Origin of the sequence: Streptomyces sp. NPDC050433 (genome assembly GCF_044458565.1) — a bacterium.
Classification (GTDB): Bacteria; Actinomycetota; Actinomycetes; order Streptomycetales; family Streptomycetaceae; genus Streptomyces.
Map to the genome: position 1 here is coordinate 118,794 of NZ_JBITIB010000014.1, position 14,458 is coordinate 133,251.

Below are 14,458 nucleotides of genomic sequence, written 5' to 3' on the forward strand. Positions count from 1 at the left end.
TTTGTCCGGGTTAGCGTGCCCGCATGACGAACGAGCCCCCGCACGCGACAGCCGCGCGCCGGCCCCGCCTGACCCGCCGTGGCCGACTGCTCCTGATCGCGACGGCGGGGCTGGTCGTCGTCGCGCTGGCCGTCCTCGTGCCGCTGCTGCTCACCGCGAAACCACCCGCAGAGAAGAAGACGGTGTCGCTGCTCGTCCCCGAAGGGCGACGGGCCACCCAGGTGTACGCCTCCGTCGACAAGGTCCTCGGTATCCCGCCCGGCACCACCGAGAAGGCGGCGACCGGCACCCGGTTCGAACTCCCCGGCGCCGCCCGGCGCAACCCCGAGGGATACCTCTTCCCGGCCACCTATCCGGTCGAGGCCGACGCGACCCCCGCCGGTCTGCTCGGCTACATGGTCGACACCGCGCGGCAGCGCTTCGGCGCCGACCGCATCACCGAAGGCGCGCGGCGCAACGGCGTGACGGTGTATCAGACCGTGACGATCGCCAGCATCGTGCAGGCCGAGGCGGACACGCCCGCCGACATGGGCCGGGTGGCGCGCGTCGTGCACAACCGACTGGCCCGTGACATGGCGCTCCAGATGGACTCGACCCTCAACTACGCCCTGAACCGCAGCACGCTGGACACCACGCACTCCGACACGAAGACCGCGAGCCCTTACAACACCTACGAGTTCAAGGGCCTGCCGCCCACACCGATCGGCAATCCGGGGGAGGAGGCCATGAACGCGGCGATCAACCCGGCGCAGGGGGACTGGCTGTACTTCGTGACGGTGGCGCCGGGGGACACCCGCTTCACCGCCGACTACGAGGAACACCGGGCCAACGTCGAGGAGTTCAACGCCAACAGAAGCTCCGCGACCGACTGAGCGCCCGGCCCGCACCGGACCTCATACCAGCACAGGCTCCCGCTCCAGAAGCGCCCGGATCTCGCGTACGGCCGCGCGACCGGCCCGGTTCGCGCCGATCGTGGAGGCCGAAGGCCCGTAACCGACCAGATGGACACGCCCGTCCCGTACGGCGCGCGTGCCCTCGACCCGGATCCCGCCACCCGGCTCGCGCAGCCGAAGCGGCGCCAGGTGCTCGATCACCGGGCGGAAACCGGTGGCCCAGAGGATCACATCGGCGTCGACCCGCCGCCCGTCGTCCCAGACCACACCGGACGGCGTGATCCGGTCGAACATCGGCAGCCGGTCGAGCACGCCCCGCTCACGCGCCCGCGTGATCGCCTCGTTCACCGGCAGCCCGGTCACCGACACCACGCTCCGGGGCGGCAGCCCCGCGCGTACCCGCTCGTCCACCAGCGCGACGGCGGCCCGCCCCTGCTCCTCCCCGAACGGACCCTCCCGGAAGACCGGTGGCCTGCGCGTGACCCAGGTGGTCGCCGCGGCAACGTCCGCGATCTCCATCAGATGCTGGGTGCCGGAAGCCCCGCCGCCGACGACGACCACCCGCAGTCCGGCGAACTCGCCGGGGCCGGGATACCCGGCCGTATGCAGTTGGCGGCCCCGGAACGTCTCCTGCCCCGGATAGCGCGGCCAGAAGGGCCGGTCCCAGGTGCCCGTGGCATTGATCACTGCCCGCGCCGACCAGACGCCGTCCGACGTCTCGACCCGCAGCCGCCCACCGTCGCCCTCCCGTACGGCCGCCACGTCCACGGGCCGGCGTACGCGCAGGTCGAACCGCTCCTCGTACGCCCTGAAGTACTCGCCGATCACCTCGGACGACGGCCGCGACCCGGCGGCGCCGGTCAGCTCCATGCCGGGCAGCGCGTGCATCCCGTGGACCTTCTCATACGTGAGCGAGGGCCACCGGAACTGCCAGGCGCCGCCCGGCCGGGGGGAATGGTCGAGGGTCACGAAGTCCCGGTCCGGCACAAGCCCGACGCGCCGCAGATGGTAGGCGCTCGACAACCCGGCCTGCCCCGCACCGATCACCACGACGTCCACGTCCCGAACCCCCCGCACCGCTGCCACCCCGAAGTCGTTCACGTTTCTACCAACAGCCGGGGGTGCGCGGATCATCCCGTGCGTGCGTGCGAACGCACAGCGCGAACGCACACCGGGCGCGGCAGGATGGACCCATGCCCGACGCCTTCACCACCAGGATCGTGAACATCGCCACCGGCACCGACGAGACCGTGACGGACCTGACGCACCTGTGCGAACAGTTCCTCCACGAGACCGCGGCCGGCCGGGACGGCCTCCTGCACGTCTTCGTCCCGCACGCCACCGCCGGCGTGGCCGTCATCGAGACGGGCGCGGGCAGCGACGACGACCTGCTCGCCGCCCTGCACACCCTGCTCCCGGCCGACAACCGCTGGCGGCACCGCCACGGCTCACCGGGCCACGGCCGCGACCATGTCCTCCCGGCCCTGGTCCCACCCCACGCGACGCTCCCGGTGATCGCCGGCCGGCTGGAGATGGGCACCTGGCAATCGGTCTGCCTCGTCGACACGAACACCGACAACCCGGACCGGAAGGTGCGGCTGAGCTTCCTCGGCTGACGACCTTCCTCGGCTGATGACCTTCCCCGGCTGACCAGCGCGGCCTCCTCCGGTCACCCGGTGGCGCCTGGACGGATCAGCGCCCTGGTGCGATCCCGTCGCCCCCACGCGACCACGGAGCCGAGCACGAACAGGATCACCGCCAGGAGCGAGAACGCGTCGATGACGACGTTCGTGATCATCGCTCCGGTCATCAAGGCGACCAGCCCGAGCGCGGCGAGGCCGACAAGGCGCGGCACGAGAAGGCCGAGGACGCCGGTGAGTTCGACGACGCCGACGAAATACCGGAGCCACTGACCGGCTCCGATCTGGTCGAAGGCTTCGACCATCTGCTGCGCCCCGGCGATTTTCGCGGCCCCCGCGGCCAGGAACACCAGCACCAGAAGTGCGTGGCAGATCCATAGAACGATCTCCGCCGCCTTGCCCGCTCCGTTGCCCGACGCCGATTCCGGTCTGCTCATCAAAGCCCCCCAGTCAGGTCCCTCACGGTGTGGTTGGGCACCTGGCCGCAGGACGATAGCCGCTGGCGCGGTGGCGGGGGAAGGGCCAACAAGGGGTGCGCAAAAGGCTCCTGACCGACCGCCACAAGCGGAGGACTGCCGCCGTGGTACGAGGCGTTGAGCGCATACGACACGGGCGGTAGGCCCCTCCGACTCCGGCATGACGACCCGTCACCGCACCGGAATCTAGGGTTTCGCCTGCACCCCGTCACGTCGCCGAAGGGATCTCCGATGTCCGTCCGTCACCTGCTCACCGCTGCCACAGCCGCCCTGCTCGGGGTGATCTGTCTTGCCGCGCCGGCGGCAGCGCATGTCTCGGTAGCCGCCGAGAGCGAGGGGTCCGGGCGCGGCTTGTCAAGCGTGGCCCTCCTGTTGGGGTTGGTCAGCGTGATCGTCGGCGGGCTGGCTCTTCGCGCCGCCGGTCGTAACGGCAACGGCTCCGGGCAGCGAGGGGCCTTCGTCGCTCTGCCGCTGGGGCTGATCGGCCTGGTCCTCAGCGGGGTGGCTCTCGCCCAGTCCAGCGACGGTGTCGGCACCGGCAACGGGCGGGGTGGGGCCATCGTCGGTCTGCTGCTGGGCCTGATCGGCGCGGTCATCGGCTGGCTGGCCCTGTCCCGCTCCCGCCGGACCGCCTGACCAGACCGACGTCACCGACCGCCTACCGCCGACCGCCTACCGCGGATGGAGTACCGCGTCCGTGGTAGCCCCGTCCGCAGAGTGACTTCACACGCACGTCGACGCCGAAGAGCCCGGCCACGAATGTGGAGCGCACCGCTCAGCGACTTGAGGAGAAGTAGATGCCAACCGTGACTCCCCGTACGGACGGAGCTCTGGCGGGACTGGCCCGATTCTGTTATCGGCGCCGCCGGCTGGTCCTCCTCACCTGGATCGTTGGCGTGATCGCCGTGGCGGTCGTCGGCTTCGGCTTCGGGGCCGACCCCGACAACGACTTCACCGGTGGAGACACCGGGTCCGCCAAGGCGCAGGTCCTGATCGAGAAGCACTTCCCCGAGCAGCAGGGGGACACCCTGACGCTCGCGATCAAGGCGGAGAAGGGAATCGACGACCCCGCCGCCCGGCAGAAGATCGAGAAGGTCGTCGCCGACCTGTCCGCCTCGTCCATCACGGGACCGGTGATCTCGCCGTACGAGGACGAGCAGTTGGTGACGGACGATCGCCGTATCGCCCGTACGACCATCCCGCTGACCGAGAAGGATCTGAACAAGACCGAGGTCAAACCCCTGGTCACCACGGTCAAGGAAGCCTCCGGTGACGGAGTGGTCCTGGGGCTGGGAGGGGACAAGGCGGAGAAGGCCGAGACCCCCAAGCAGGGTCCGGCCGAGGGCGTCGGTGTCCTGGCGGCAGCGGTGATCCTCTTCCTCGCCTTCGGGTCGCTGGTGGCGATGGGCCTGCCGATCGTGACAGCCCTCGTGGCGATCCTCGGCGGTATCGCGCTCATCAAGCTCGTGGGGCACCTGGTCCCCTCGCCGGACTTCACCGTCCTCGTCGCGGCGTTGATCGGTCTCGGCGTCGGCATCGACTACGCGCTGTTCATCGTGACCCGCTACAAGGAGAGCCTGAAGGCCGGCGACGACCCCGAGACCGCCACAGTGACGGCCATCACGACGGCGGGACACGCGGTGCTGTTCGCGGGGACGACCGTCGTGATCGCGCTGCTCGGCCTCGTCACCATGGGGCAACGGCTGATGACCGGTGTGGCCATCGGAGCGTCGCTCACCGTGCTGGTGACGATGGTCGCCGCGGTGACCCTGCTGCCGGCGTTCCTGGGCTTCACCGGCCACAAGATCAGCTCGCTGCGCCTGCCCAGCCGCACCCCCCGCCGGCGCGAGCCGGCCGGTGGCCCGTCCCGAGAGCGGCCCACCCCCGCCGAGCGCTGGGCCGGTGTGGTGCAGCGCAAGCCGCTGGTCGCCGCGCTGTTGGCCGGTGCGGGTCTGCTTGTCCTGGCCGCGCCCGCGCTGTCGATGCGGCTGAGTCTGCCCGACGCCAGCGTCCAGCCCCACGACAGGAGCAGCTACACCTCGTACGAGATCGTCTCCGAGGGCTTCGGCCCCGGCTACGGCGCGCCCCTGATCTTCGCCACCGAGGTCGGCTCCAAGGACGCGGATCTGAGTCCGGCAGTCGAGGCGGTCGGCGCGACCGACGGCATCGCCCACGTCACGCAGCCGCGCGTCAGTGAGGACGGGCAGGCCGCCACCTTCATGGCCTTCCCCAAGACCGGATATCAGGACCGGGCGACCACCGACCTGGTGCACGAACTCCGCGACGACGTGCTGCCCAAGGCGTCCGGCGGGGAAGACGTCTACGTCGGCGGCCCGAACGCCGGAGCGATCGACTTCGCGCAGGAGACCAGCTCGCGGCTGCCCCTGATGATCGCGGTCGTCATCGTGATGTCCCTCGTCCTGCTGATCGCGCTTGTCCGGTCGGTCACCATCGCGCTCCAGGCCGCCGTGATGAACCTGCTCTCGATCGGCGCCGCCTACGGGGTGCTGGTCGCGGTCGTCCAGTGGGGGTGGCTGGGCAAGGCTCTCGGTTTCCCCACCGAGATGCCGATCACGACCTGGGTTCCGATGATGATGTTCCCGGTCCTGTTCGGCCTGTCGATGGACTACGAGGTCTTCCTGATCTCGCGTGTCCGTGAGGAGTACGAGCGCACGGGCGACACCCGGACAGCGGTCACCCGCGGGCTGGCGCGCACCGCCAAGGTCATCACGGCCGCGGCGGCCATCATGATCGCCGTGTTCACGACCTCCTTGCTCGGCCCCGACGTCGCGATCAAGCAGATCGGTCTGGGGATGGCGGTCGCCGTGTTCATCGACGCCACCATCATCCGGATGATCCTCGTGCCCGCGGTGATGGAGCTGTGCGGCAAGACCAACTGGTGGATGCCCGGACGCCGGGATCCGAAGAAGACGCCGACCGAGCAGACCGAGGTCGGAGAAGAGGCCAGAGTCTGACTTCTTTCGCGAGCCGGAGTGCGGGGAACCCCAGGGACGGGGTTCCCCGCACTCTTTTGTCGGGAGCTCTGATACAAAGTTGGACAGGGCTCTCGAATTGATGCGGGGCAACCGTTATTTTTCTTCTGCCGCCCGGAGATTTGGCGTTCTGCGTGAAGCGTTCGTGGTGGCGGAAAATCGCTTCCGCAACCCATTATTTATGTCATGGTCGCGTCAGGCTGAAAGTAACGCGCGAGGTCGTGAGAACCGCATTCTCATGCCATGACAAAATTTCTATGGAGCTTCATCGGGGTATGCATTAATTTTGTCGCAGCTTCTCGGTTCACACACATGAACATAGTCTACGGGGGTTATGGGAATGAGATCTGAGACGGGGGACGCGAAGCCACGGAACACACCGCGGAGGCTGGGCGATCTGAGTACGGACTGTCAGCAGTTCCTCAAGGTCGCGGCGGTGTTGGGGAGATCCTTCATGCTGGAGGACGTTTCCAGAATGCTGGATCGATCCTCGGCCTCGCTGCTCCCGCCGCTGGACGAGGCGATGGCCTCGGGGTTCGTCGTCGCGGCCGAGCATCAACTCGCCTTCCGGAGCGATTTCCTGCTGCGGGGGGTGATGGCCTCCATTCCCGCTCCCGTACGTGGCGCGTTGCGCCGTGAGGCGATGGGACACCCGGATGGAGACAAGCCCGCGCCCGGCCGGCGATTTCGGATGGTCGATCCTCCGGCGGAGAACAACCCTTGGACCGTACGGGAAGCCGGCGGAGCCTACTCGAATGTCCACGGTCTGATGATGAATGGCAGGACGGCGGCCGGAATAGGTATTGCGGAGCGTATTCTTGCCGACCCGAACATTACGGCTCCCGTCCGGTTCGATGCGGAAGCGTCTCTTATTCTTGGCCACTTCCTGCTGGGTGACGAAGAAGCCGAGAAGCGTTCCGAGAGGATTTTAGGCGAACGAGGCGTCGGTCAAGGTGATATTGCGGCTCTGATGGCACTCACGACGCTCTCCAACGCCCGCTGGCGGGTTGGAGAATTGGCTGACGGCCTCAGTCTGGGGAATACCGCGGTGCGTTACTGCGGCACCGTCGATCCGGTCTGGCGGCTTCATTTCCAGCTGGCACTGGCGGGCAAGCTGGCAAATCTTCGTGAATTCGACAAGGCCGATTCGCTGATCAATGACGCGGAGGCCGGGCTGCACGGGCTGCCCACGCGGGTCTGGGCGGCAGCGCCCGCGGCCATGCGAGCGCGGCTGGCTCTCCAGGCCGGACGATTCAGAGACGCCCGCCGACAGGCGGAGTTGGTGACCTCGGCGGTGGAGCGGGACGCCGTTCCCGTCCTCCGGCCCCTCGCGTTCACCGTGCTCAGCACCGCCGCTCTCTACACGGGGGACCTGCCCACGGCCGCCGATTATCTGAAGCGGGCGCAGAGTGAGTTGGCCGGGGACCGGGCGGCGTTCCACTCCGTGCAGTACGCGTGGACGGACGTGCGGGTGACCGCCAAGGGAGAAGGGCCCCGGGCGGCCATCGAAGTGCTGTCAGACAAGTACAGCCATCTGCCGACCGAGCGAAGCCTCTACATCGAGGATCCGGGCGCGGCCGCGTTCCTGGTCCGACTGGCGCTCGATGTCGGTGACATCAGCCTCACGCGCAGCGTTCTCGAAACGGTGGACCGCCTGGCGCGGGACAACCCCGGTGTTCCGGTCATCGCTCTCAGCGCCGTGCACGCCAACGCGTTGGTGAGCGGTGATCAGGCCGCGCTGGCACGCATCATCGCGCAGTCGCCGGATCCGATCTCGGTCGCCCTGGCGACGGGAGAACTCGCCAAACTCCACAGCGCGAAGACATCGGCGAAGAGGTGGCAGACGTCCCCGCCGGCCAGTTCCGACGACGTCGACACACGGCAGCGGGATGCCACCTGCTGGTCCACTCTCTCCGACATGGAACGACGCATCGCGTATCTGGTGAGCGTGGGACTGACGAATCGTCAGATCGCCAAAAAGGTCTACCTGTCGGCGCACACCGTGAATTACCACCTGAGGAAGGTTTTCAGGAAGCTGGGTATCAAGACCCGCACCGAACTGGCACGCGGAGCCGCGATCTATTCGAGCGGAGCCGCAGTGTATTCGATGGGGGACCAGGAGAGGCAGGAGGCCGGTACAACCGGCGACAACAGCCCCTGAGTTGCCTCGCGCACGGGCCGTGTCACCCGGCGAACCCACGTTGCTGCGGAGCGGCGAGGGCGGGTGGGAACGGCTCGTGCGCGAGGAAGTGCTTGGTCAGTTCGACGCGACTGTTGATGTCGAGCTTCGAGAACACCCGCCGGAGGTGACTGTCGACGGTGTGCGGCGACAGGAACAGCACGCTCGCCGCCTCTCTGTTGGTTCTGCCGTCGACGATCGCCCGTACGACACGCAGCTCCGCACCGGTAAGGCTCTCCCAGCCCGATGTGGCCCTCTCCGTACCCAGGGCACGGACGTTGTGCACCCCCAGGCGGCGCAGCTCCTTCTGCACCCCGGCAACATCACGCTGCGCCCCGCACGCCAGATAGAGATCCATGGCGGACTCAAGGAGCCGGACCGTCCGGATCTTGTTCCCCCTGCTCTCCTCCTCCCGAGCCGCGTCCTCACGCGCGCAGCCCTCCGCCAGCGGGCGTGCGGCGAGCCGATAGAGCTCCACGGCCCGGTCCAGGGCGACCGGGTCGTCGCGCAGGACACCGTCGGCGTGTTCGGCACCGGCCGTCAACGCGAGCACGGTCGGATTGCGCTCCGACATCCGCCGGGCGAACCGGGCGGCCTGTTCGGCCTCCGCGTCGAGTCCCAGCCGCCTGGCCAGCCGTACGAGTGTCGCCGCCGCCGTAGGAGCCTCGGTGAAGAGCAGCGGGTCGGGTCTGACCTGTCCCTCGACATCGATCAGTGTCTGGACCGTCATCGCCGGACGCCCACCGGCCGCGTGGAACTGGGCGAGCGCCCAGTCCAGACTCGTCCTGTCGGCCGCCGCGTCCGCGGTCACCAGCCGTTCCGTCATGCGCAACTGTTCGCCGGCGGCGGCCAGATCACCCTGATGCAGGGTGACGCGGGCCAGAACGAGACGCGCGGGTACGGAATCCTCCGCTGCCGATCGGTCGGTCAGACCGAGAGCGGTCTCGGCCGCGGCACGTGCCTCCTCAAGTCGGCCGGTGGCTGCCAGGAGTTCGGCGCGAAGGCCGTACCAGAGACACTGTGGCCAGTCCCCGCCGAGCTTTTCCGCCTCCTTCCTGACGGTGGCGCAGACCTCGGTGGCCTCGTCGAACTGATCCGCCGCGATGAGGGCCCTGACCATCCACGCCCACAGCGGGCGTTCGCCCGCCTCACGGCCGGGGGCGAGTGCCGTCGGGAACCCCGTCGCGGACCCGGTCGGCCGCGCACTCCACGGTGCTGTGAGCGCGTGGGGAGCACCGCCCACGCGCCTCGCGGTGTCCGCGAGCGCCCCCTTCAACTTGGCACGATCCAGCTCGCAGACGTCCTGCCGCGCCAGCGTTCGGCGAAGAAGCTCGGCCGACATGTCATGGCGGTCGGCGTCCCGCAGTCCCTGCCCCAACTCAAGTACCAGGCACGTCTCGGCCGCCGCGTCGATCCCGAGGCGCAGGGCGACATCCGCGAGTCTCCGGGCTTCGGCGCCCCGCCCCGCCGCGGCGAGCAGACGCAGGGCGCGTGCGAGCGTCCGCGGTGCTTCGTCGAAGGCGTCTCCCAGAGCCGACATGGCGCGGGCCGCCAAGTCCTCACCGGCGCATCCGGGTGACCGCGGTTGCGGCTGTGGCTGCGCCTCCGACCGTGGCTGTGACTGCGGCTGTGACCGCGGTGCCGACACCGTCGCGACCGGCTCCCGCTCCGGGAACGCGGCCTGCCGAAGCGCTTCCGCGATCACCCCATGGGTGAACGCCAGTTCCTCGCCGTCCCTCCGTACCAAGCCCACACGCACCGCGTCGTCGACGCCGGAAGCCAGACCGGGCGCGGACTCGCCGAGCGAGGCCGCCGCCTCCTCGACCGTGAACGGGTGACCGATCCTGCTGCCATGCACGAGCAGACGCCGGACGGCCGGCGGCATCTCGTCCAGCAGGCGGTCAACGGCGGCCAGCAGCCCTTCGGGTAGTTGGCCGGCCACCACCGAGGCGATGCCGTCGACGATGACCACCTGTCCCGCCTGGACGAACGAGGTGAACAACTGCTTCACCAGCCACGGATTGCCGTCGCAGCGAGCCGCCCAGCCGAGTACGGACGAATCCGGCCCGGCGCCGAGGACGTCGGCACACAGCTCGGCCACCGCCTTCTCGTCCAGCGCCCCCGGACGGAGCCGTACCGCGGCGTGGTCCGCCAGCCAGCCGATGGCGTGCTGGGCGAGCGACCGAGTGGGAACCGGCCGGCGTGCGAGCAGCCACAGCACCGGCGACGAGGCGAGCGACTGCACAAGGCCCTGGAGGACGAGAGCACCGACGTCGTCGACCCGCTGCGCGTCGTCCAGGACGATCACGAGGGGGCGCCTGCGCGCCGCGTGGTCGACCAGTTCGCCCATGCGATCCACCAACCAGAAGGGGTTCCGGTCGGGGCGCAGCAGGTCGTCGAAATCGGTCTCACCGGACATCACATGCCGAAGGAAGTTGATCAGCAGATGGACGGGTATCGGCTGATCGGTTCCGTTCGCCCGGCCGGCGACCACGGTCAGTCCGCGTTCGGCCCCCTCCAGCGCCGCGGCCTTCAACAGGCGGGTCCTGCCTATGCCGAACGGTCCCTCGACGATGACGCAGCCGCCGGATCCCCGCGACACCGCGTTCATATGGCCGCTCAACGCGGACAGTTCGTTTTCACGCCCCAGCAATGGATTCATGATTACCCCCGTGTCGCCGCGTGTTCAACTGTCCGGACTGGTCAGTTGAACACCCGTGAATCGCGTCGCGATCGAGTGATCAAGCCTGAAAGCCGATTCAGCTTAGCGGGATCGCCGGTGGTGGGTGTGCGCACCCGTACGAAATCGCACTACTCGCGTGAGTAGTGGTCAGGGACGTGCCAACCAAATTATGTTCGTTCCCATTCCGGTGACGTGATCTCAGCGAATTCATGGGAGTTCGAGATGCATGAGCACGAGAGTCGTCATCGCCTCCGTCGGGAGATCATGAGATGACCGTCAGCCATCCGGGAGCGACCACGGACACGGCTGCTGTCGATGCCGCGCTCACGGACTTCTTCGCCGAGCGGCGGGCCGAGGCCGACACGCTCGGTCAGGACGTCCTGGCCGCCGTAGGCGAGTTGGAGAGCTTCGTACTGGGCGGCGGCAAGCGCGTCCGGCCGACCTTCGCCTGGCTGGGCTGGATCGGCGCAGGCGGTGACCGGCACGGCCCGGCCGCCACGGCGGTGCTGAGCGCCTGCGCCGGACTCGAACTGCTGCATGCGGCGGCCCTGATCCACGACGACATCATCGACGCGTCCCGTACACGCCGCGGGCGTCCGGCCGCGCATGTGGCCTTCGCCCGGCGCCACCGGGAGCGAGGATTCTCGGGCGACTCCGAGGCCTTCGGTACCGCCATCGCCATCCTGGTCGGGGACCTCGCCCAGACCTGGGCCGACGCCATGGTCCGCGCCTCCGGGTTGCCGATGGACGCGCAGGCCCGGCTCGCACCGGTGTGGACGGCGGTGCGCTCGGAGGTCTTGTACGGTCAGCTGCTCGACCTGACGAACCAGGCCGGCGAGGACGAGAACATCGAATCGGCCCTGCGCGTCAACCAGTTCAAGACAGCTTCGTACACGGTGGAACGCCCGCTGGAGTTCGGTGCCGCGATCGCCGGCGCGGGGGCCGGCCTCGTCGCGGCCTACCGGGAGTTCGGCTCCCACATCGGGATCGCGTTCCAGCTGCGCGACGACCTGCTGGGCGTGTTCGGTGACCCGGCGGTGACGGGCAAACCGTCAGGCGATGATCTTCGCGAGGGCAAGCGCACGGTCCTGCTTGCGACGGCGCTCAAGTACGCCGACGAACGCGATCCGGCCGCGGCGAGGTTTCTCAGGGCGAGGATCGGCACCGACCTCCGTGACGACGAACTCGCCGCCATGCGCGCCGTATTCGTCGGCACCGGTGCCGTGGACGACATCGAACGGCAGATCGCGCTCCGTACCGACCATGCCCTGGCCGTCCTGGAGACGAGTGAGGCCACCGCCCCGGCGAAGGACCAACTCGCCGCGGCGGCGGTCAGGGCGACACGGCGGGCGCAGTGAGGATATCGACGTATTCGCGCATGTCGGAGCGCACTCCCAGCACTTGGAGGACGGATGTCCGGAACCACCGAGGTGGCGGAGCTCTACTCGACCGTCGAGGAATCGGCCCGGCAATTGGGTGTGGCCTGTTCGCGTGAGAAGGTCTGGCCCATCTTGACCGCGTACGGCGATACGTTCGCGCACGAGGCGACCGTGGTCGCTTTCAGGGTGGCCACCGCACTGAGCCACGTAGGAGAACTCGACTGCCGCTTCACCACGCATCCCACGGAACGGGACCCCTATGGCCTCGCCCTGGTGAACGGCCTTGTCGCACCGGTGAATCACCCCGTGGGCGCCCTGCTCCCGGACATCCAGGAGCGATGCCCCGTCGAGAGCTACGCCATCGACTTCGGAGTCGCCGGTGGCTTCAAGAAGATCTACTCGTTCTTCACCCCGGCGGATCTTCAGGAGCTGTCGAAGCTTGCCGGTATCCCGTCCATGCCGAGCGGTCTGGCCGAGAATGTGGACTTCTTCGCCGCCCATGGCCTGGACGACAGAGTGGGCGTCATAGGAATCGACTACCCGCACAGAACGGTGAACATCTACTTCAACGACGTGCCGGACGAGTGCTTCGAACGGAAGACCATCCGGTCGATGCTCGCCGAGATCGGACTCCCGGAGCCGAGCGAGCGGCTGCTGACGCTCGGCCGGGAAGCGTTCGGGCTGTATGTCACGCTGAGCTGGGACTCGTCGAGAGTCGAGCGGATCTGCTACGCCGTCACCACCACGGACCTGACGGCACTACCCGTTCGAATCGAGCCGGAAATCGAGAAGTTCGTGAGGAGTGTTCCGCGCGGTGACGCCGACCGTAAATTCGTTTACGGCCTCGCGTCCTCACCGGAGGGGGAGTACGACAAACTCGAATCGCACTACAAATGGAAACCAGGGGTGATGGATTTCATCTGATGGCGCGTCATTCGCCGACTCAGATCCAGCCGGCCCGCGAGGCCGCGTGCACGGCACTGATCCGGTTCCCGGCCTTCAGCTTGTGGATGGCCGAATGAATATGATTGCGGACTGTTCCCGGGCTCAGGTGCAGTTGGGACGCGATGACGGTGAGGGGGCGGCCGTCCTCGGCGGCCTTCAGGATCTCCGCCTCACGGGCGGTCAGCGGATTCTCGCCCACGGCCAGCACCTCGGTGACCAGTTCGGGTGGGCAGTGGCGTCCGCCCGCGTGCACCTCCCGGATCACCCTGCTCAGCTCGCTGACCGAGGTCTCGCTGGTGAGGATTCCGCGCACGCCGGCCTTGAAGGCGCGGTGCAGATGGCCGGGCCGGGCCCCGCAGGTCAGGAGCACCACCGGGAAACCGGGCCGTTCCCGGTGCAGCTGCTCGGCGACCTCGATGCCGTTCATGCCCGGCAGGTGCACGTCGAGAACGGCGAGTCCGGCCCGGTGTTCGTCGATGAGTGCCGGCACGCCGCCGCCCCGCCCCGTGCCTGCGACGACCTCGATGTCCCCCGTCAGTTGGAGCAGACCGGTCAGAGCCTCCCTGGTCAGGGCCTCTTCCTTGGCCAGGACGACTTTGATCGCCGTCTTCCCCCACCAGTCACGGCGGGGGCCGGGCGGCGGCGTACGCGGTGCGACGGGGGATACGTCGAAAGCCGGAGGCGGGTTCCCGCGTCGGTCCCGCTCCGTCAACTCGGCGACGAAAGCGGGGGCCATGACCGTGTAACCCGCCGCGACCGCGGCGATCGCGCCCAGGAGTTGTTCGTGTGGCGCGTCCCGCAGGAGCAGACCGGTTGCCCCGGCCTGGAGGGCGTCACGGTATCGCTCCCGCTGATCGGGGGCGGTCAGGATGACGACCTTGGGAGGGCGGTCGGTGGCGTCCATCAGGCGTCTGGTCACGATCATGATGTTCATGCCGGACACTCCGGTGCCCATCAGCACGACGTCCGGGCCGGTCTCGACGGCGCGGGCCACCGTCTCCTCGCCGTTGGCCGCCTCGCCCGCCAACTCCAGCCCTGGCGCGGCTCCGATCGCCGTCGCGAGTGCCGTCCGGGCCGACGCCTCGGGGTCGACCACGAGTACGGAGTACGTCTTCAGCGCCGCGGGACATGGCGGAGCGACTTCTGTCATCGAAATGTCCCCCTGGAGTCGGCCTGAGTATCCGCCGTACGCGCATGCCCGCATGGGGCGAACGGAGTTCGCTGAATGCGGGAGACGCGCTCATGGGGGTCCGGGGTTGAAGCCGGGAGC

General features: G+C 68.6%; 11 protein-coding genes. 7 read left to right on the forward strand and 4 right to left on the reverse strand.

All coding sequences use genetic code 11. The annotated features are described in order from the left end of the window. Positions 1-23: 23 nt before the first annotated feature. Positions 24-872 (forward strand): endolytic transglycosylase MltG, encoded by an 849-nt coding sequence (gene mltG, locus ACIBLA_RS19120; protein ID WP_363241956.1) that lies wholly within the window; start codon positions 24-26, stop codon positions 870-872. Between the two features lie 21 nt (positions 873-893). Here mltG and ACIBLA_RS19125 read toward each other — a convergent pair whose 3' ends face one another. Further along, the gene (locus tag ACIBLA_RS19125) at positions 894-1,994 is read right to left on the reverse strand and encodes an NAD(P)-binding domain-containing protein (protein WP_399199224.1); all 1,101 of its coding nucleotides are present in this window, start codon (positions 1,992-1,994) and stop codon (positions 894-896) included. 92 nt (positions 1,995-2,086) lie between these two features. On the opposite strand from ACIBLA_RS19125, the gene ACIBLA_RS19130 reads away from it, so the two are divergent. Beyond that, the gene (locus tag ACIBLA_RS19130) at positions 2,087-2,509 is read left to right on the forward strand and encodes a YjbQ family protein (protein WP_363241958.1); all 423 of its coding nucleotides are present in this window, start codon (positions 2,087-2,089) and stop codon (positions 2,507-2,509) included. A gap of 53 nt (positions 2,510-2,562) precedes the next feature. On the opposite strand, the gene ACIBLA_RS19135 is transcribed toward ACIBLA_RS19130, so the two are convergent. Beyond that, the gene (locus tag ACIBLA_RS19135; protein WP_363241959.1) at positions 2,563-2,970 is read right to left on the reverse strand and encodes a DoxX family protein; all 408 of its coding nucleotides are present in this window, start codon (positions 2,968-2,970) and stop codon (positions 2,563-2,565) included. 270 nt (positions 2,971-3,240) lie between these two features. Between ACIBLA_RS19135 and ACIBLA_RS19140 the strand changes: the two genes are divergently transcribed. The 3 genes from ACIBLA_RS19140 to ACIBLA_RS19150 all read left to right on the forward strand — a co-directional run bounded on the left by ACIBLA_RS19140 (position 3,241) and on the right by ACIBLA_RS19150 (position 8,163). Continuing rightward, entirely contained in the window at positions 3,241-3,645 is a 405-nt protein-coding gene (locus tag ACIBLA_RS19140; RefSeq protein WP_363241961.1) for a DUF6223 family protein, read from the forward strand. Positions 3,646-3,806: 161 nt separating this feature from the next. Continuing rightward, positions 3,807-5,984 (forward strand): MMPL family transporter, encoded by a 2,178-nt coding sequence (locus tag ACIBLA_RS19145; RefSeq protein WP_363241962.1) that lies wholly within the window; start codon positions 3,807-3,809, stop codon positions 5,982-5,984. A gap of 472 nt (positions 5,985-6,456) precedes the next feature. Beyond that, positions 6,457-8,163 carry a LuxR C-terminal-related transcriptional regulator gene (locus tag ACIBLA_RS19150; protein ID WP_399199225.1) on the forward strand — a complete coding sequence of 569 codons (1,707 nt, stop codon included), beginning with the start codon at positions 6,457-6,459 and terminating at the stop codon, positions 8,161-8,163. Between the two features lie 22 nt (positions 8,164-8,185). Here the strand turns inward: ACIBLA_RS19150 and ACIBLA_RS19155 are convergent, their stop codons facing one another. After that, positions 8,186-10,843, reverse strand: coding sequence for an AAA family ATPase (locus ACIBLA_RS19155; RefSeq protein WP_399199226.1), 2,658 nt, complete (start codon positions 10,841-10,843; stop codon positions 8,186-8,188). 290 nt (positions 10,844-11,133) lie between these two features. Between ACIBLA_RS19155 and ACIBLA_RS19160 the strand changes: the two genes are divergently transcribed. Both ACIBLA_RS19160 and ACIBLA_RS19165 read left to right on the forward strand, forming a co-directional pair. Continuing rightward, positions 11,134-12,222 carry a polyprenyl synthetase family protein gene (locus ACIBLA_RS19160; protein ID WP_363241965.1) on the forward strand — a complete coding sequence of 363 codons (1,089 nt, stop codon included), beginning with the start codon at positions 11,134-11,136 and terminating at the stop codon, positions 12,220-12,222. A 54-nt stretch (positions 12,223-12,276) separates the two neighbouring features. After that, positions 12,277-13,167, forward strand: coding sequence for an aromatic prenyltransferase (locus ACIBLA_RS19165; protein WP_399199227.1), 891 nt, complete (start codon positions 12,277-12,279; stop codon positions 13,165-13,167). Positions 13,168-13,186: 19 nt separating this feature from the next. Here ACIBLA_RS19165 and ACIBLA_RS19170 read toward each other — a convergent pair whose 3' ends face one another. Further along, complete coding sequence (locus ACIBLA_RS19170) at positions 13,187-14,338, reverse strand: response regulator (protein WP_399199228.1); 1,152 nt, start codon at positions 14,336-14,338, stop codon at positions 13,187-13,189. Positions 14,339-14,458 lie beyond the last annotated feature (120 nt).